13 protein-coding genes are annotated in these 18,228 nt (G+C 68.7%); 6 read left to right on the plus strand and 7 right to left on the minus strand.

The features are described 5' to 3' along the window. Positions 1-7: 7 nt before the first annotated feature. Positions 8-1,408: an RICIN domain-containing protein gene (locus ACIRG5_RS03410; RefSeq protein ID WP_402900885.1), complete on the minus strand. Its 1,401-nt coding sequence runs from the start codon at positions 1,406-1,408 to the stop codon at positions 8-10. 265 nt (positions 1,409-1,673) lie between these two features. Between ACIRG5_RS03410 and ACIRG5_RS03415 the strand changes: the two genes are divergently transcribed. Continuing rightward, entirely contained in the window at positions 1,674-2,411 is a 738-nt protein-coding gene (locus ACIRG5_RS03415; protein WP_402899451.1) for a FadR/GntR family transcriptional regulator, read from the plus strand. A gap of 451 nt (positions 2,412-2,862) precedes the next feature. Continuing rightward, entirely contained in the window at positions 2,863-6,591 is a 3,729-nt protein-coding gene (locus ACIRG5_RS03420; protein WP_402899454.1) for a glycoside hydrolase family 2 TIM barrel-domain containing protein, read from the plus strand. Between the two features lie 40 nt (positions 6,592-6,631). Here ACIRG5_RS03420 and ACIRG5_RS03425 read toward each other — a convergent pair whose 3' ends face one another. Continuing rightward, positions 6,632-7,942 (minus strand): DUF1996 domain-containing protein, encoded by a 1,311-nt coding sequence (locus tag ACIRG5_RS03425; protein ID WP_402900887.1) that lies wholly within the window; start codon positions 7,940-7,942, stop codon positions 6,632-6,634. Between the two features lie 264 nt (positions 7,943-8,206). On the opposite strand from ACIRG5_RS03425, the gene ACIRG5_RS03430 reads away from it, so the two are divergent. Next, positions 8,207-8,581, plus strand: coding sequence for a hypothetical protein (locus ACIRG5_RS03430; RefSeq protein WP_402899457.1), 375 nt, complete (start codon positions 8,207-8,209; stop codon positions 8,579-8,581). A gap of 5 nt (positions 8,582-8,586) precedes the next feature. Next, entirely contained in the window at positions 8,587-9,066 is a 480-nt protein-coding gene (locus ACIRG5_RS03435) for a roadblock/LC7 domain-containing protein (protein WP_402899460.1), read from the plus strand. A 4-nt stretch (positions 9,067-9,070) separates the two neighbouring features. Here ACIRG5_RS03435 and ACIRG5_RS03440 read toward each other — a convergent pair whose 3' ends face one another. The 5 genes from ACIRG5_RS03440 to ACIRG5_RS03460 are packed head-to-tail and all read right to left on the minus strand — an operon-like array spanning position 9,071 to position 14,705. Beyond that, entirely contained in the window at positions 9,071-10,612 is a 1,542-nt protein-coding gene (locus tag ACIRG5_RS03440) for a glycoside hydrolase family 43 protein (RefSeq protein WP_402899463.1), read from the minus strand. Positions 10,613-10,625: 13 nt separating this feature from the next. Then, complete coding sequence (locus tag ACIRG5_RS03445; protein WP_402899466.1) at positions 10,626-11,621, minus strand: endo-1,4-beta-xylanase; 996 nt, start codon at positions 11,619-11,621, stop codon at positions 10,626-10,628. Positions 11,622-11,639: 18 nt separating this feature from the next. After that, positions 11,640-12,455, minus strand: coding sequence for a carbohydrate ABC transporter permease (locus tag ACIRG5_RS03450; protein WP_402899469.1), 816 nt, complete (start codon positions 12,453-12,455; stop codon positions 11,640-11,642). Position 12,456: 1 nt separating this feature from the next. Continuing rightward, positions 12,457-13,428 carry a carbohydrate ABC transporter permease gene (locus tag ACIRG5_RS03455; RefSeq protein ID WP_402899472.1) on the minus strand — a complete coding sequence of 324 codons (972 nt, stop codon included), beginning with the start codon at positions 13,426-13,428 and terminating at the stop codon, positions 12,457-12,459. Beyond that, complete coding sequence (locus tag ACIRG5_RS03460; protein ID WP_402899475.1) at positions 13,428-14,705, minus strand: extracellular solute-binding protein; 1,278 nt, start codon at positions 14,703-14,705, stop codon at positions 13,428-13,430. Before ACIRG5_RS03460 ends, ACIRG5_RS03455 begins: the two co-directional genes overlap by 1 nt. A 123-nt stretch (positions 14,706-14,828) precedes the next feature. Here ACIRG5_RS03460 and ACIRG5_RS03465 point away from each other — a divergent pair, with 123 nt between their 5' ends. Together ACIRG5_RS03465 and ACIRG5_RS03470 are read left to right on the plus strand one after the other, a co-directional pair. After that, positions 14,829-15,842, plus strand: a complete 1,014-nt coding sequence (locus ACIRG5_RS03465; protein WP_402899478.1) for a LacI family DNA-binding transcriptional regulator — start codon at positions 14,829-14,831, stop codon at positions 15,840-15,842. 7 nt (positions 15,843-15,849) lie between these two features. Continuing rightward, a complete protein-coding gene (locus tag ACIRG5_RS03470; RefSeq protein ID WP_402899480.1) occupies positions 15,850-18,150 on the plus strand; it encodes a glycoside hydrolase family 3 N-terminal domain-containing protein in 2,301 nt (766 codons plus the stop codon). Positions 18,151-18,228 lie beyond the last annotated feature (78 nt).

Consider the following 18,228-nt stretch of genomic DNA (forward strand, 5'->3'; position numbering starts at 1 on the left):
GGCACGGTCAGCCCGCCGCGACGATCCGCCACTGCTGGTTGACGCTGTTGCTGTCACTCCACTGGCCGAGGTTCGCTGAGGTCGACGCACGTCCCATTCCGTCCAGGTACAGGCCGGTGGCGCGGTTCCTGATGCGCACGTCGTTGCCCCTGCTGGTGCCGGTCACCACCGTCCACTGCTGACTGGTGGCGGTGTTGCCGGCACGCTGGACCGCGTCGGAGCCGTTGGCCGTGCGACCCAGGCCGTCGAGGTACAGGCCGGTGGTCGCGTTCCTGATCCGGACGTAGGCGCCGGAGTTCTCGACGACCCACCGCTGGCCGGGGCTCGCACCGCCGGTTCCCTGTCCTGCCGGGGACTCGGTGGTCCTGCCGAGACCGTCGACGTACCAGCCCGTTCCGACGTTGCGGATCCCGGCGACCTCGGTGCCGGCGTCGCCCAGGCCCCAGGAGTAGCGCAGCCGTTGCAGTCCCGAGCGGTTCGTCAGCGACAGCGTCGTGCCGGAACCGCTGCCGCTCCTGGTGGTCAGGCTGTACCAGTCGCCATCGCGCAGGCCGGGCCAGTACACGCCACCCATCCCGAGGCTGCGCAGTTTCGAGCTGACCCCACGGATGTAGTCGGCCATGTACGACCCGCTCGGGACGCTGTAGTCGACCGCGTCGAAGTAGACGCCGTTCTTGGTGCCCGGCCCCATCGCGCCACCCCACTCGGTGGCGATGGTGCGGCTCGCGTAGGCGCCGATGTAACTCGCGATGTGGTCCGCCCACTGGGTTTCGCTCTCGAACCCGGCGAAGAACGAGTAGTCGTGCACGGCGAGCAGGGTGCCGTTCAGCCTGCTGTCGCCGCCGACCGCGGGAACGTTCTGGGCGAGGCCCGCGCCGTCGAGGACCACCCTGCCGCGCGGGACGGACGAATACCTGGCCAGCCAGGAGTTGTACATGTTGTTGAGGTCGTTCGTGCTGTAGCCGTGCGGCTCGTTGATGACCTCGAAGTAGGCGTTGGGGTGGGAGCCGTACTTGGCGATGACGGTGTCCCACATCCTCTCGAAGGCGGCCTGGTTCTGCGGCCTGCCACCGGTGTAAGCCCAGTACGCGAAGATCACGTTGCCTTTGCCGAGCGCGGTGTCGATCGCGCCGGTGTAGGTGCCCCAGTAGTTCGTGACGGTCGGCTCGTTGATCGGGATCCGCACGGTGTTGGCGCCGGTGAGCGAATACAGCTGACCCACCACGCGGTCCGCGACGACGGCCGCCGAGGAGTAGGTGTCCGACGCGCTGAGCCCGGACGGGTACAGCACGCCGTTGACGAAGTTGTCCCGCTGGTCGGCCCAGTTCACGCCCCGGAACTGGCTCGTGGAGGCCTGCGCGGTGGCCTGGGTGACGATCGCCAGGGATGTGGCGAGCAGGAGCGACATCAGCAACCGCAAGGCGGTAAGCGCTTCCAGCGACGACTCATCGGCTGCTCCACTACGTCGTGTGTCACCCGTGCCCGGTGGACCATGGCAGCCTGAACAAGTCGACGTCAAGAAGATGAGCATGCTTATCTTGGCCGTCGATCGCGTGCACGATCATGGCCCTGGGCAGCGATGATGCCGTGTTCGACGGGTTGCCCTGCACGTTCGATTCCGCATGTATCCTCGTTCGACGGAGAAAAAGTCGTACTCATGAAGGAGCCGGCCGGTGGACGCAGATGCCACGTTCGCACCGCCCGCCTACCGGCCCGGCTACGAGATCGTGGCGGAGAAGATCCTGGAGCTCATCGCCGAGCTGGAGCTGCGTCCCGGCGACCGCATGCCGACGGAGAACGAGCTGGCCGGCCGGATGGGGACCAGCCGGACCGTCGTGCGAGAGGCCGTGAAGATCCTCTCGGCGCTCGGCAGGGTGCGCGCGCACAAGGGCCGCGGGCTCTACGTGGCCGACGACGAGGGGATGCTCGGCGCGTCCCGCTGGGGCGGCTTCTTCCTGCCCACCGACCTCGACCACGTGTACATGCTCTTCGAGTTCCGCCGGGTCCAGGAGACCGCGGCCGCGAGGTACGCCGCGACCCGCGCCACCCCCGCTGAACTGCACACCATCGAGGCCGCCGCCGAAGTGTGCCGGCAGGGTCACCTCACCGGTGAGGCCTCGCTGTTCGACCGGGGCGACGAGGACTTCCACCTGGCCGTCGCGTCCGCCTCGCACAACCAGTTCCTCGTGGCCGCGGTGCGCGAGGCGCGCCGCCTGCAGCGCCAGTCCAACATCATCGGGATGCACGGCACGGTGGGCAGCCACACCGCCGAGGCGGTCGAGGAGCACGCCGCGCTCTACCAGGCGATCCGGCGGGGCGACCCCGACGCCGCCGCCGACGCGGCCGCCGTGCACGTGGACCGGACCCTCGAGGACTACCGGCGGGAGATCCAGCGCCGCGTGTTCGGCTGACCTGGACCCGTCTTCTCGATGTGTGCTACAACCTTCTCGATTGTCAGTGTGATGTGTCGCACTGAATCCGGTGCAGCGAGGCATCGAGGGAGGGACGCATGTCCGCCACCGAACGCAGGCACCTGACGCCGTGAGCGCGACCCTGCCGGTCACTCACGGATCCATCCCGGCGCTGCCGGCCCACCGCCGCACGCGGAGAACCAGCCACCCGCCGGAACACCCGGTCACCGAGCCGTGCCCGCACGGCGGGAGACCGTCCACCATCCACTGAGGACTTTTCTCGGATCGCCGCACCGCCGCCGGCACCGGGACTCGGCCGGCGCGAGCCGTGCCGTGAGCTCGAACAACCCTTTCCCTCCAGGGGGAACGAGGGTCGCGATGTTCGGCAGACCACCCCCCGCGGCGGCGCGTCAGATCGCTCGCCACCGCCCTGACCGGCTAGGAGAGCACCTTGTCCCCCACCCCTGACGAGAGTCTGCCGCCGCACCGGCGCAGGATCCGCCGGCGCACGCTGCTCGGCGGAGGACTCGCGGCGTTCGCCGTGCCGGGCCTGACCAGGACGGCGGCGGCTGCCTCGCCTGCGCTCGCCGCGGCGGCGTGGCCCGATCCGCCCAACGGTTTCCCCGAGTGGAACAACAACATGGGGATCTTCGCGGTCAACGCCCAACCGGCGCACACCACGTTGATGCCCTACGCCGATTTGCAGCAGGCGCTCGCGCTCGACCGCACGAACTCGCCGTTCAGACTGGACCTGGCCGGCACCTGGAAGTTCAAGCACGTCACCAAACCGGCGGACCGCGACCTGAACTTCTGGCGCACCGACTACAACGACGGCAGTTGGGCCGGCATCCCGGTGCCGGCGAACTGGCAGCTGCACGGCTACGACAATCCGATCTACCTCAACGTCACCTACCCGTGGTGGGGTGCCAACGGCCAGAACGAGAACGCGCAACCGCCGTTCGCACCGACGAGGGTCAACCCGGTCGGCCAGTACCGCACGACCTTCACCCTCCCACCCGCATGGCAGGGGCGGCGGCTGCACATCCACTTCGAGGGCGTCAAGTCCGGCTTCTACCTGTGGGTCAACGGCACGAAGGTCGGATATCGCGAAGGTTCCTACACGCCTTCGGAGTTCGACATCACCGACAACGTCCGCGCGGGCTCGAACCTGATCGCGGTCGAGGTCTACCGGTTCCCGGACGGGGACTGGATGGAGGATCAGGACATGATCCGGCTGTCCGGGATCTTCCGGCCGGTCTACCTCTACTCCCTGCCTTCCGCGCACCTGCGCGACTTCACGATCACCACGCCGCTGCGGGACAACTACACCAACGCGGACCTCGCGGTGGCGGTGATCGTCCGCAACAACGGTGGCCAGCAACCGGGCACGTTCACGGTGGAAACCCAGCTGTACGACCACAACCGGCAGCCGGTGTGGCCGGAACCGTTGCGGACGCCGGTGAACTCGCCCTCGTCAGGCCAGGAAACCACCGCGCGCGGCTCCAAGGCGGTGCAGGGACCGGCACTCTGGTCGGCCGAGCATCCCAACCTCTACACCGCCGTGCTCACGTTGCGCGACCCGTCGGGCGTGGTGACCCAGACCGTGTCGGCACGGGTCGGCTTCCGCGAGTTCGCGATCAAGAACGGCCTGATGCGGATCAACGGTCAGCCGGTGTCGTTGCGCGGCACCAACCGGCATGAGATCGATCCCGTCCACGGCGCGGCGCTCACCCGCGAGGACATGGTCCGCGACATCACGGTGATGAAGCAGCTCAACATCAACTCGGTGCGCACGTCCCATTATCCGAACAACTCCGTGTGGTACGACCTCGCCGACGAGTACGGCCTGTACGTCGTGGACGAAGCCAACCTGGAGACGCACGGGATCCGCGACAACTACCCCGACTCGAAGGGAGACTGGACCGCGGCCGTGCTGGACCGGGCGGCCCAGATGGTGCACCGGGACAAGAACCACCCGTCGGTGATCATGTGGTCGCTCGGCAACGAGGCGGGTGGCGGCAGCAACTTCGTGGCGATGCGCGACTGGATCCGCGCCGCCGACCCGACCAGGATCATCCAGTACGAGGGCGACAACCGCTCCCAGGTGAGCGACATCCGGTCCGCCATGTACGAAAGCCCCGCAGGGGTGCAGAACCGGGCGAGGGACACGAACGACACCCGGCCGTACGTGATGATCGAGTACTCCCACAGCATGGGCAACTCCACCGGCAACTTCAAGGAGTACTGGGACGTCATCCGGGCCAACCCGGTCCTGCAGGGTGGCTGGATCTGGGACTTCGTCGACCAGGGCCTGAACTGGAAGTCCCAGTCCGGCACGACGTATCTGGCCTATGGCGGCGACTGGGGTGACAACCCGAACGACGGCAACTTCTGCGCCAACGGCATCGTCACGGCCGACCGGCGGATCAGCGGCAAGGCCGTGGAGGTCAAACAGGTCTACCAGGCGATCAACGTCGCGAACGCCGGTGCCGCCGGGACCGTCCGGATCACCAACGAGAACCTGTTCACCAACGTCAACGAGTTCACCGGCACCTGGTCCCTGCTCGCCGACGGCGTTGTCGTCCAAAGCGGACAGCTCACCGCGGCGCAGCTCGACGTCCCGCCGTTGTCGAACAGGACCGTGCAGCTGCCCGTCCAGCGCCCGGCCGATCCCGCACCGGGTGAGGAGCACTTCCTCCAGCTGTCCTTCCGGCTGCGGACCGCGACGCCGTGGGCGGAGGCGGGTTTCGAGGTGGCCAAACAGCAGTTGCCGATCGACCTCGGCAGCCCTCCGGTCGTGCCGACGCCCGTCACGTCGGTGCCGGTGGTGACGGCGACCGAGACCGGCGACCGCATCACCGTCTCCGGTCAGGACTTCAGCGTGGTCATCGCGAAGGCGACGGGCCTGATCACCTCCTACGACGCGATGGGCATGCGGCTGCTGAACTCCGGTCCCCAGCCCAACTTCTGGCGGGCACCGACCGACAACGACAACGGCAACGGGCATCCGAACCGCAACGGCACGTGGCGGGGCGCCGGCGCCAACCGGACGGTCTCGCGCGTGACGCTCGACCGGCCGTCCGACCGGGCGGCGCGGATCACCGTCAGCGGCACCCTGCCCACCACCGCGGTGTCGACCTACTCGACGACGTACACGATCTACGGCAACGGCGAGATCAAGGTCGACAACACGCTGCACCCCGGATCGTCGAGCCTGCCGTACATCCCGGAGGTGGGCACGATGCTGTTCCTGCCGGGCGAGCTCTCCCGGATCCGCTTCCTCGGCAGAGGTCCGCACGAGAACCACTGGGACCGCAGGACGGGCTCCGACGTCGGCGTGTACTCCTCGACCGTCGCCGAGCAGTGGACCGGCTACATCCGGCCGCAGGAGAACGGCAACAAGACCGACGTCCGGTGGATCGCCCTCGTCAACGGCGGCGGCCGCGGCCTGCTCGCGTACGGCGAACCGCTGCTGGAGGTGAACGCCTCCTACTTCACGCCGGAGGACCTTTCGAAGGGCGTCCGGCACGACTACCAGCTCACCCGGCGCCAGGACGTGGTGCTGCGGCTGAACCTGCGGCAGACCGGCATCGGCGGCAACGACAGCTGGGGCGCCCAGCCCCTCGACACCTACAAGCTCTTCCCCAACCGGGACTACAGCTACACCTACAGGTTGCGGCCGCTGCCGAACCTCGCGGAGGCACAGGCGTTGTCCCGCAAGCCGGTCGGCACCGCGGGCGGCGGCACCGGTCCGGTGCAGACCGGAGTGGACTACCGGCTCGTCGCCCAGCACAGTTCCAAACTGGTCGACATCACCGGCGGGTCCGCGTCCGCCGGTGCCGCCGCCATCCAGTGGACGGCCACGGGCGGGCTGAACCAGGTGTTCGACTTCCTCGACTCCGGCAGCGGCTACTACCGCGTCCGGGCCCGGCACAGCGGCCTGGTGCTCCAGGTCGCGAGCTCCAGCACCGGCGCCGACATCACGCAGCAGCCCGACTCCAACTCGGCCGCCCAGCAGTGGCAGGTGGTGGACCAGGGCCTCGGCGTGATCAGCCTGGTGAACCGGCAGAGCGGGCTCGCCATGGACGTGTGGGAGGCCTCGACCGCCGACGGTGCCCGCATCTCGCAGTGGACCGCGGGAAACGGGCTCAACCAGCGGTTCGGGCTCCAGCGGCTCTAGAACCTCGGAGGCGGTGGCCAGTCGGCCACCGCCTTTCCCGTCACTCCCGGCACTTCTTCCCGGTGTTCACGCAGTCGACGAGCCTGTTCATGATCTGCTGGGACATGACGTTGGCGAAGTCGTCGTGGTCGGAGAAGGGGTTGTGCTTCTCCTCCGGGAACGAGTCGACCGCGTACCGTCCCTGCTTCTGGACGTCCAGCGGGATGTTGTAGGTCAAGGAGATCCGCAGCTGGGGAACGGCCTTGAAGCCGTCCTTGCACTTGCCGGTGCCGGGGTCGGGGAAGGCGATGTGGTCGCGGTGGTTCTTCGAGTCGGTGTTCTTGCCGTCCCAGCAGCTCGGGAAGTCGTGGATCCGCTTGACCTTGGAGCCCTTGGGGCAGACCGGGTACTTGTTGATCAGCACCTTGTCCTCGAAGCCGGTGCAGGTCCACGAGTCGCGGGCGTTCTTGGTGCCGTTGGCCGTGACCTTGGCGTCGCCGTACAGGACGCGCAGGAACTTGGGCATCGCCACGACCTTGCCGGCCGGGGAACCCTGGAAGGTCAGGTCCACGGTCTCCGGGCGCTGGATGTCGCCCTCGTTGCCGGGCAGTTCGTTCTCGCCGCCGCCGTCGCCGCCCTCGAGCTTGCACGGCGCCAGCTTCTCAAGCCCCTGCGGACGCTCCGCGTTGCGGCCGATCGCGATGGCCATGCGGTCGATGGTGGCGACCCGCTTGTCCTTCAACGGCCCCACGATCGCGTTCTGGTTGAAGTTGGGGTCGCGGGGGTTCTCGTTCTTGGCCAGGCGCGTGTTCGCCTCGGCGATCTGCGTCTTGAGCAGCGCCAGGTTCCGGTCGACCTCGGCCTTCGCCTGGTCGGGGACCTTGGGCAGCTTGCTGGCGACGTCGGGGCAGCTCACCGTCTTCGCCTCGTCCTCGTCGCCGTCGTTGATCCGCACCACCGGCCAGAAGTAGGCCGACCTGTCGCCGTTGCGGCAGGTGGTGCCCGCCCGTTCCAGCGAGCCGTCGGTCGAGTCGGCGTCGGTCGACAGGTTGCCGACGTAGTCGTGCAGGTGCTGGGCGCCGTTGCGGACACCCGGCTGCGCGATGAAGTTGTCCGGGTTGAAGTGCCCGTTCTCGTTGCGGCCGCAGTCCACGGTGAACGTGCCGGTCGTCGCCCCCTTCCCCGGTCTGGGTCTCTGGACGTTCGGTTTCACCTTCGTGATGTCGGTGAACTGGGACTTGTCGGCGCCGTCGGCCAGGGCCGACACCTCGCCACCGGTCGAGGCGGCGACCGCGAGCGCGCCCAGGGCGGTCAGGCCGAGCAGACCGGCGGTGAGCTTCACCGCGAGAGAACGTCCTTTGTAGAGGCTCATGTCACGGGGTACGTGCCGGCGGCGGAAAACGATCATTTCGACTCCGTTCGAGTCGAACGGTCGTCGAACAACGTCTTCGCGGAGCCGTTTCCGTTCGGTCCTGAACGGACTGTGCACTTCGCACGTTGCTCCGAACGGGCCTGTCCCGCGCCCCGCCGTGGCGACGTAGGGTGATTCGATCACGGGGTCTGCCAGCGAATTTCGATGAAGTTCCGGCAGATCGTCGCCGCGCGTGACCGGTCGCGTACGAGGAGATGCAGTCGCATGAACATCGACACAGCGCTCAAGGAAGCAATGACGATCACCGGCGCCGTGGGAGCCGCGCTCGTCGACTACGACAGCGGCATGTCACTGGGCTCGATCGGTGGTGGCGACTGGCTGAACCTGGAGGTGGCTGCGGCCGGCAACACCGAGGTCGTGCGCGCCAAGCAGCGGGTGATCTCCGCGCTCAAGCTGAACGACGAGATCGAGGACATCCTCATCACCCTGCACCGCCAGTACCACCTGATCCGGCTGCTCACGACGGGCAAGCGGAGCGACTCGAAGCTGTTCCTCTACCTCGTGCTGGACCGGGAGCGCGCCAACCTCGCGATGGCCAGGCACAGCCTCAAGTCCATCGAAGCCGACCTCACGGTGTGAACGAGATGCACACCCAGTCGACGCAGACGCCCGGCGGACTGCCCCTGCGCCGGCGCGGACCGTTGTCGGAGGCACCTCCCGCACCGGAACGACAGGTACCGGCGAGTGCCGTCGCGAAGCTGATGACCGAGGCGCTGGAGGAGGTTCACGGCAGCATCGACTCCGTGGCGATCAACGGCGTGCTGATCGCGACACGGGACGGCCTGGTGTTGTGCGGAGTCACGCGCGGCATCGAGGACGACGGCGTCGCCGCGATGGCCTCGGCGGCGGCGGGGCTCGCGACCCAGTTCACCTCGCGGGCCGGGGTCGGAAGCCCGCGGGCGGTGTTCTTCGAGGGCGAGTCCGGGCAGGTCGGCGTGTTCGGGATCGACGCCGACACGCTGCTGGTGGTGCTCGGCGAGCGCGACACCACTATGGGCATGTTCAACGTCGTGGCCAAGAAGGCGTTGGCGCTGTTGCAACAGGCTGTCGCGGCCCGCCGGTGACCGGTCAGCCGTCCAGGCTCCGGTAGGTGAAGCTGTCGAAGTCGGCCCAGTCCCCGCCGGCTCCGGTCGCGAGCAGTCCGATGTGGACTCCTGTGAACCCGCCCGCCGCCTGGGTGCTGAGCACCCGTCCGTCGAAGGGCTCGCCGAGCGGCCGCCACTCCTGCGCCGCACCGGCGACCAGTGCCCGGTACTCCTGCCCGGTCGCCTCGAAGCCCAGCCGCACCACCCCGCCGGGCAGTCGCGTCGTGGCCAGCAGTTCGTCGCGTCCGCCCGCGCGGCGCACGAGGGTGACCTCGCGGCCGGCGCCGAGCAGGAGCCGGACGTGGTGGTCGTTGTTCTGCAGCAGCACCAGTCCCGCGGCGTCGTCCGGATGTGCCGGCGTGAACTCCAGTGCGCAGGACGCGTGGAAGTCCTGGTGCTGCTGGCGACGCAGGACGAGACTCGGGGTGACCAGCTCGGTGATCGACTCCGGGCGCACGCGCAGCCGGAGGTGGCCGGGCCGCTCGGTCAGCGACCAGAACGCCTCGTCCGGCGTGCGCAGGAACATCCAGGCGGGATCGAGCACAGGCTCGTCGAAGTCGTCGGTCGGCCCGGCCTCGGGCCACGGGTGTGCGGGCAGCGCGGGAACGTCGTACCGGGCCTCGACACGACCGATGCCCGGACTGAACACCGGGCCGCCCGCCTCCCAGGACACCGGCACGAGGAACGTTTCGCGGCCGAGGTTGTAGTAGTAGCCGCCGTACGGCCGGGTCGCGAGCAGCACCGCGAACCACTGGTCTTCCTGCGTGCACACCAGGTCCGCGTGCCCGACGGCCGCGATCGGGTGGTCCCGGCCGAGGTGGCGGTGGGTCAGCAGCGGGTTGAGCGGTGAACCCCGATACGGTCCGGTGACGTCGTCCGCCGTCGCCACGACCACCGAGTGCTCGAAGTCGGTGCCGCCCTCCGCGCACAGCAGCACGTACTTCCCGTCCACTTTGTACAGATGAGGTGCTTCGAGCCACACGGAGTCGCGCAGCGAGCCGCTCCACAGCACGTGTTCCTCGCCGACGAGCTCGAACGCGACCGGGTCGAACTCGCGCAACCAGACCTCGGTCTGACCAGACCGGCCACCGGGCACCTCGCGCGTCGCCGTCCACCACGCGCGGCCGGTGTCGTCGAAGAAGAGCGACGGGTCGAACCCGTCCGCCTCCGGCAGCCACCGCGGTTCTGACCACTCACCGGCCGGATCGCTGGCGGTGACGACGAAGTTGCCGCTCTTCGCCGCGCCGTCGACCAGCGTGCACACCACGTAGAACACGCCTTCGTGGTGCCGGATCGTCGGCGCGTACAGGCCACCGGAGGCCCGGACGCCCTGCAGCGGCAGCTGGGACGGTCTGTCCAGGACGTGCCCGAGCAGCCGCCAGTGCACCAGGTCCCTGCTGTGGTAGATCGGCAGGCCGGGGAAGTACTCGAAGGTGGAGGTGACGAGGTAGTGGTCCGATCCCGCCCGGCACACCGACGGATCGGGGTGCGAGCCGGGCAGGATCGGGTTCTCGAACTGTGTCAAGTGGACACTCCCGCTAGGGGTTGAGCCGGGTGTAGGCGGGCTTCGGCCTCAGGTTCTCGTCGAACAGGCAGGCCGCGCCCTCGCCGGGGAACACGTCGGGCACCCACGAGTGCCGGTCGGTGAAGCCCCAGGTGGTGAACTCGACGCACCGCCGCACCGCGTGGCAGGCGTCCCAGACCTGACCGAAGTAGCTCGCCTGCGCGTCCAGCTTCTCGGGCGTGACGGGCAACGGGATCCGCACGTCGGCCTCGGTGATCGCGACGTCCAGCCCGAGCGCGGCGAAGCGGGCGATGTTCTCCTTCATGCCCGACGGGAAGCCGTACATCAGCGAGAGGTGTCCCTGGATGCCGACGCCGTGGATCGGCACGCCCTGCCGTTTCAACGACTTCACCAGTTCGTAGGTCGCGTCGCTCTTGGGATTGAGTCCCTCGATGTTGTAGTCGTTGATGTAGAGCTTGGCCTTCGGGTCAGCCGCGTGAGCCCAGCGCAGCGCGTCGGCGATGTAGCGGTCACCGAGCTTCTCCTGGAACACCGTCTGCCTGCGCGTGCCGTCCTCGTTGAACGCCTCGTTGACGACGTCCCACGCACGGATCTTGCCGCGGTACCGGCCTGCCTCGGTCCTGATGTGGTCCTTGACCACACCGCGCAGCTCCGCCGCGTCCAGCCCGCTCACCCAGTCGGGCAGCTGGCTGTGCCAGACCAGCGTGTGCCCGCGCACGGACTTGCCGGTCTTCTTGGCGTAGGCGACGATCGCGTCCGCTCCGGACCAGTCGTGCTGGCCGCGCACGGCTTCGACGACGCCCCACTTCATCTCGTTCTCGGGCGTGACGCTGTCGAACTCCCGCGTCAGAACTTTCTTGTAGTCCGCTTCGGCGTTCAGGTGCTGGACGGCCACCGCACTGCCCACGTACCTGTTCGTGACGCTCTTCAACGGCCCTGCTGCTGAAGCAGGAACCGTCTGCGACAGCACCACCAGAACGGCGATGCCGGCCGCTAATCGGGTTCGCATGAATCACTCCCTTGTGAGTCAGCCCTTCACTGAACCGGTGAGTCCCCCGACCATGCGGCGTTCGGCGAGCACGAAGAACGTGAGCGCGGGGATCATGGACAACGCGGTGAAGGCGAGGACTTTCGCGGTGTCCTGGGTGTGCTCGGACTGGAACATCGCCACTCCGAGCGGAAGCGTGAAGTTGGTGGAGTCGTTGAACACCAGCAACGGCAGCAGGTAGAAGTTCCAGCTGGTGACGAACGCGAGCACGGACACCGTGATCAGCGCCGGCCGCGACAGGGGCAGCAGGATCCGCCAGAAGAAGCCGAGCTTGGCCGCGCCGTCGAGCAACGCGGCGTCCTCCAGCTCACCGGGGATCGCGTGCATGAACGGCCGCAGGATCACGATCGTCACCGGCAGCGAGAACGCCGCCTCCGGGATCGCGACGCCGAGCGGGTTCTCCAGCAGGTTCAGCTCGCGCAGCCACAGGTACAACGGCAACGTCGCCACGCCGAGGGGGAACAGCAGACCCAGCGTGAACAACGTGTAGAACGCCTCGCGGCCCTTGAAGGCGTAGCGGGACAACGCGAACGCCGCCATCGACCCGAGCACCACGGCCAGGGTCGTCGCGATCACCGCGATCAGCGCGCTGTTGCCGAGCAGGCGCCAGAACTGCGGTGAGGTCGCGACCTCGACGTAGTTGTCCCAGACGAACGGGCTAGGCAGGCCGGCCGGCGCCGAGTTGATCTGCGCCGTGGTGCGGAACCCTCCGAGCACCACGAACAGCAGGGGCACCACCGTCATGCCGATGACGGCGAACGCGGCGAGGTAGCCGACGGTGTTGCGACGTGCCATGTCAGCGTGCTCCCGTCAACGCACCGGCTGTGTCACGGCGCAAAGCGAATCGCTGGTACAGCAACGCGAACAGGAAGCAGATGATGAAGAGGATCACCGCGACCGCGCTGCCGAAGCCGAACTCGTACCGCTTGAAGCCGTGGTCGACCAGGTAGGTCGCCATGGTGGAGGACGCGTTGGCGGGCCCACCCAAGGTCATGATCCAGACCAGGTCGAAGAGCTGCAGCGACCCGATCACCGACAGGAACACCCAGATCCTGATCGTCGGCCCCAGCAACGGGAGCACGACGTGCCGGGTGGTCTGCCAGGCACTGGCGCCGTCGAGCGCGGCGGCCTCCCGCAGCTCTGGCGGAACGCCCTGCAGCCCGGCCAGCAGCAGGATCACGCCGAACCCGATGTACTTCCACGTGATCACCACGAAGAGCGTGTAGAGCACGAGCGACTGGTCGGCGAGCCAGAGCTGCACGAGACCGCCCAGGCCCACGCCGCGCAGGATCTCGTCGATGAACCCACCCGGCTGCAACATGAGCAGCCAGATCACCGCGGTCACCGCCTCGGACAGCACGTACGGCGCGAAGACCACCATCCGCAGGAACGTCCGGCCGCGCAGCTTCCGGTTGAGCAGCAACGCGAGTCCGATGCTCAACGGCAGCTGCACGACGACGGACAGCGTGGCGATGATCAGGTTGTGCCCGATGGCGCCCTGGAAGACGTCACCGGAGAGGGCGTCGACGTAGTTGTCCAGCCCCACGAAGTCCGTGAGCGGGCCGAAGCCGTTCCACGAGTAGAGGCTGTAGTACCCGGCGACGCCGATCGGGATCAGCACGAACCCGACGAACAACACCAGTGCCGGGGTCAGCAGGAACGCGAGTTCGAGGCGGGGGCGAAGTCGGGACCGCCGCCGGGTGCCCCCGGCCGCTGGCGCGTGCGGCACGGGGGCGGTCGGCGGCCGCGTGGTGATCGCGGCACTCATCATTTGTTCCCGGCTGCTGCTTCGCTCACCGATTTCACGATGGTGTCGGGTCCGCCCTGACCCGCGAAGAAGTTCGCGATGGTGTCGTTGAGGGCCTGACCGACCTTGGTCGGGAACGCGGTGTCGAAGTACAACTGGACGTGCGACGCCTTGGTCATGACCTCGGCGATCGCCTTGTGCGGCTCGCTCTTCAGCGCGGCCACCCCGGCAGGGGTCACCGGCAGACCGGAGTTGGTCTCGGCGAGGATCTTCTGCACGTCGTCGCCGACGAGGTGCCCGAGGAACTCCGCGCACGCCTTGGCCGCGCGGGTGGTGCAGGAGAACCCGTCACCGCCACCGAGCAGCACGCTCGGGTCTCCGTTGCCGCCAGGCACGCTCGGGAACGGGAACCAGCCGATCTTCGAGCCGAGCTCCTTGTCCTCGGTGAGCGCCTGCATCACGTCGGGGTTCCAGTCGCCCTGCAGCTCCATGGCCGCCTTGCCGTTGGCCACCAGGCCCGCCGAGCTGCCCGCCCCCTGCTGAGCGGGCGTCCCGACGAACCCGTCCTGGAACGGTTTCGTGTCCAGGAAGCTCTTGAGGTTCTCGCCCGCCTTGAGGAAGCACGGGTCGGTGAGCTCGGTCTTCTCGACCGCCTTCTTCAGCGTGTCGACCGAGCACTGGCGCACCGCGAAGTAGGCCCAGTAGAACGCGTCGGGCCAGCGGTCCTTGCCGCCTAGTGCGATCGGCACGACGCCGGCGGCCTTCAGCTTCGTGACCGCCGCGTTCAGCTCGTCCACGGTGGTCGGTGTCGAGGTGACTCCCGCGGTGGCGAAGATGTCCTTGCGGTACCAGAACCCGACCGCGTGCATCAGGTACGGCGCGCCGTACTGCTTGCCGCCGACCTTCCAGCCGTCGGCGTTCTTGGCCAGCGGGCCGATCCAGCCCGACGAGGCCTGCGTGATGTCGGCGATCTTGCCGGACTTCAGCTGGTCGGCGAGCGCTCCGCCGCCCCACTGCTGGAAGAGGTCCGGCGGCGTGTTGCCCTGCAGGGCGAGCGGCACCTTGGTCTGGAACTGCTCGTTCTGCAGCGGTTCGATCGTGAACGAGGTGTTCGGGTGCGCCTTGTGGAAGTCGTCGGCGATCTGCTGCCACTTCGACTTCATCGGCTCGGTGGTCCGGTTGTGCCACCAGGTGAGCGTGACGGGACCTTCGGTGGAGGCATCACCGCCGCCACCGCTGCACCCTGCCAGCGCGAGTGCCGCGGCGGCGAAGAGGGCAAGGGGCTTTCTGGAACGCATTTCTGGTCCACTCCTGACGACGTCGGCCGAGTTGGACTGCGTGTGTTGGGGCCAGAGACTCCCGCCAAATCGGCTCCGTGTCAATCGTTGTCGATAACGTTTTACACGGCTAGCCTGACCCCCGTGCCTCCACGCTCTCGCGTCACGATCAAGGACGTCGCCGCTCAGGCCGGCGTCTCGGTAGCCACCGTGTCCAAGGTGCTCAACCAGCGGTACGGCGTCTCCGCGGAGACGTTCGCGCGGGTCACGGCCGTGATCAAGGACCTGGGGTACGAGGCGAGCCTGGTCGCGCAGAGCCTGCGCAACCACCGCACGAACGTCATCGGGATCCTGGTCGCCGACATCGAGCCGTTCAGCACCGAACTGCTCAAGGGAGCGGCGGATGCCATCCGCGGCACCGGCTTCGAGCTGGTGGTGTACTCGGCGGGCGGTCGCACCGGTGACCCGGAGGGCTGGGAACAGCGCTACCTCACCCGGCTGAGCGGCACCCTCGTCGACGGTGCCGTGCTGGTCACACCGGCCGTCGATCTCGAAGGCCTGCCCGGCACACCCGTCGTCGCCGTCGACCCGCACACCGGGCGCGCGGCGCTGCCCACCGTCGACTCCGACAACCTGCACGGCGGACGGCTCGCGACCGAGCACCTGCTCGCGCTCGGCCACCGCCGGATCGGGCTGCTCACCGGCCGCGCGGACCTGAAGTCCGCGCAGCAGCGCGAAACCGGTTACCGGGGCGCGCTCGCCAGCGCGGGCGTCGAGGTGGACGAGAGCCTGGTGTGCCGCGGCGACTACGACGCGGACGTGGCCGCCGCGTCCACGCGTTCCCTGCTGAGCAGGCCCCAGCGGCCGACCGCGATCTTCGCCGCCAACGACACCACCGCCATCGCGGCCATCGAGGCCGCCCGCGAGATGGGCCTGCGGGTGCCGGAGGACCTGTCGGTGGTCGGCTTCGACAACATCCCCGAGTCGGCGCTGTGCACGCCGCCGATCACGACGGTGCAGCAGCCGATCCGCGAGATGGGTCATCGCGCCGTCGAGTTGCTGGTGCGGCTCATCAACGGCACCGAGCCCGGCGACACCCACATCACCCTGGGCACCGAACTGGTCGTCCGGCAGTCGACCCGCCCACTGACCCCCTGAGGTTGTCGTGACGACAGAAGCCACCACGCCGGACGAACTCTGGCGGAATCCGCACGCCCCCGTGGCCGACCGTGTGAGCGACCTCGTCGCACGGATGACGCCACAGGAGAAGATCGCGCAGTTGCAAGGGATCTGGGCCGGCATCGACGCCGCCGGCGAGATGGCCCCGCACCAGCACGAGTTCGCCGTGGCGCCGCAGGACTTCGCCGAACTGACCCGCCACGGCATCGGCCAGCTCACCCGTGTCTTCGGCACCCGGCCGATCGCGCCGGACGTCGGCGCGCACACGCTCGCCCGCACCCAACGGCAGATCGTCGAGGCGAGCCGCTTCGGGATTCCCGCGGTGGCGCACGAGGAGTGCCTGACCGGACTGGCCGCGTGGCAGGCGACCGTGTACCCGTCACCGCTGTGCTGGGGCGCGACCTTCGAACCGGACCTGGTGCGGCGCATGGCCGCCAGGGTCGGCGACTCGATGCGCCGCCTCGGAATCCACCAGGGCCTGGCCCCTGTCCTGGACGTCGCGCGCGACCTGCGCTGGGGCCGGATCGAGGAGACCATCGGCGAGGACCCGCACCTGGTGGGCACCATCGGTTCCGCCTACGTGGCGGGCCTGGAGTCGGCCGGGATCGTGGCCACTCTCAAGCACTTCGCCGGCTACTCGGCCTCGCGTGCGGGACGCAACCACGCGCCGGTGTCGATCGGGCCGCGCGAGTTCGCGGACGTGATACTGCCCCCGTTCGAGATGGCGCTGCGGACCGGCGTCAGGTCGGTCATGAACTCCTACGCCGACAACGACGGCGTTCCCGCCGCCGCGGACGTCACGCTGTTCACGGACCGGCTTCGCGGCGAGTACGGCTTCACCGGAACCGTGGTGTCCGACTACTTCTCGGTCGCGTTCCTGCACAAGCTGCACGGGGTCGCCGCCGGTCGTGAGGACGCTGCCGCGCAGGCGCTGACCGCGGGCATCGACGTCGAACTGCCCACTGTGGACTGTTACGGCGAACCGCTGCTGGAGGGCCTCTACTTCGAACGGGTGGACGCGGCGCTCGTCGACAGGGCGCTGACCCGCGTGCTGACGCAGAAGGTGGAGCTGGGACTGCTCGACCCCGGTTACTCCCCCTCGCCCGGCGCGGATCTCGACCTGGACGACCCGGAGTCCCGCGCGCTCGCCCGTGAGGTGGCCGAACGCTCGATCGTGTTGCTGCAGAACGACGGCGTGCTGCCGTTGGCGGGCAGGCGCCTGGCCGTCGTGGGACCGCGGGCCGACGAGCGCGGCGCGATGATGGGCTGCTACTCGTTCCCGATGCACGTCGGCGTGCACCATCCGGACGTGGAGATGGGCGTCGAGGTCACCACGGTGGTGGAGGCGTTGCGCGCGGACCACGAGGTGGTGTTCGCGCTCGGATGTCCCGTGCTCGGCGGAACCGACGACGAGATCGCCGAGGCCGTCGAGGCCGCGCGGCAGGCGGACGTCTGCGTCGTCGTGCTGGGTGACAAGGCGGGGCTGTTCGGCAACGGCACGTCCGGCGAGGGCTGCGACGTCACGGACCTGAGGCTGCCAGGACGGCAGGAGGAACTGCTGGAGGCGGTGCTCGGCACCGGCATGCCGGTGGTGCTCGTGCTGCTGTCCGGCCGGCCCTACGACCTGTCGCGGCAGGCCGACCGGCTCGCCGCCGTCGTCTGCGGCTTCTACCCCGGCCAGGAGGGCGGGCCCGCGCTCGCGGGTGTCCTCAGTGGACGCGTCAACCCGTCCGGCAGGCTTCCGATCAGCTTCCCCGGCGCCGGCTCGAGCCAGCCCTCGACCTACCTCAGCGCCCCGCTCGGGAAGCTCACCGAGATCAGCAACGTTGACCCGACCCCGCTGTTCCCGTTCGGCCACGGCCTCTCCTACGCCCCCGCCACCTGGGTGACGGCGGGCTGCGAAGAACGCGAGTGGCCGACCGACGGCATCTGCACCGTGCACGTGGTCGTGCGCAACGACATGGACGTTCCGACCACCGAGGTCGTTCAGGTCTACCTGCACGACCCGGTGGCGGAGGTCGCGCGGCCCGTCCGGCAGCTGATCGGCGCGGTGAAGGTCGATCTCGCTCCCGGCCAGACCCGCACGGTCACCGCACGGCTGCACGCGGACCTGACCTCGTACACCGGCCGCGCGGGTCACCGCCAGGTCGACACCGGTGACGTCGAGCTGCACGTCGGCACGTCCAGCGCGAACATCCACACGGCGCTGAAGCTCACGATGACCGGGCCCGCCCGGCGGGCCGGGTTCGACCGGGTCATGGCACCGGAGTTCACCGCGAGTTCGTGACGACGCGGCCCGGCACGTCGGCGACGTTCCCCCCGGCCGCCCGGTAACGTCCACTGCGGACTGACCGGGCGGCCGAGG

It is taken from the genome of Lentzea sp. NPDC102401 (assembly GCF_044765805.1).
In the GTDB taxonomy this organism is placed as follows: Bacteria; Actinomycetota; Actinomycetes; order Mycobacteriales; family Pseudonocardiaceae; genus Lentzea; species Lentzea sokolovensis.

Coding starts and splice junctions, on each gene's coding strand:
- ACIRG5_RS03450 (WP_402899469.1), bottom strand. CDS start 12,455: ATGGCACGTCGCAACACCGTCGGCTACCTCGCCGCGTTCGCCGTCATC.
- ACIRG5_RS03435 (WP_402899460.1), top strand. CDS start 8,587: ATGCACACCCAGTCGACGCAGACGCCCGGCGGACTGCCCCTGCGCCGG.
- ACIRG5_RS03425 (WP_402900887.1), bottom strand. CDS start 7,942: ATGAGCCTCTACAAAGGACGTTCTCTCGCGGTGAAGCTCACCGCCGGT.
- ACIRG5_RS03460 (WP_402899475.1), bottom strand. CDS start 14,705: ATGCGTTCCAGAAAGCCCCTTGCCCTCTTCGCCGCCGCGGCACTCGCG.
- ACIRG5_RS03445 (WP_402899466.1), bottom strand. CDS start 11,621: ATGCGAACCCGATTAGCGGCCGGCATCGCCGTTCTGGTGGTGCTGTCG.
- ACIRG5_RS03455 (WP_402899472.1), bottom strand. CDS start 13,428: ATGAGTGCCGCGATCACCACGCGGCCGCCGACCGCCCCCGTGCCGCAC.
- ACIRG5_RS03430 (WP_402899457.1), top strand. CDS start 8,207: ATGAACATCGACACAGCGCTCAAGGAAGCAATGACGATCACCGGCGCC.
- ACIRG5_RS03410 (WP_402900885.1), bottom strand. CDS start 1,408: ATGTCGCTCCTGCTCGCCACATCCCTGGCGATCGTCACCCAGGCCACC.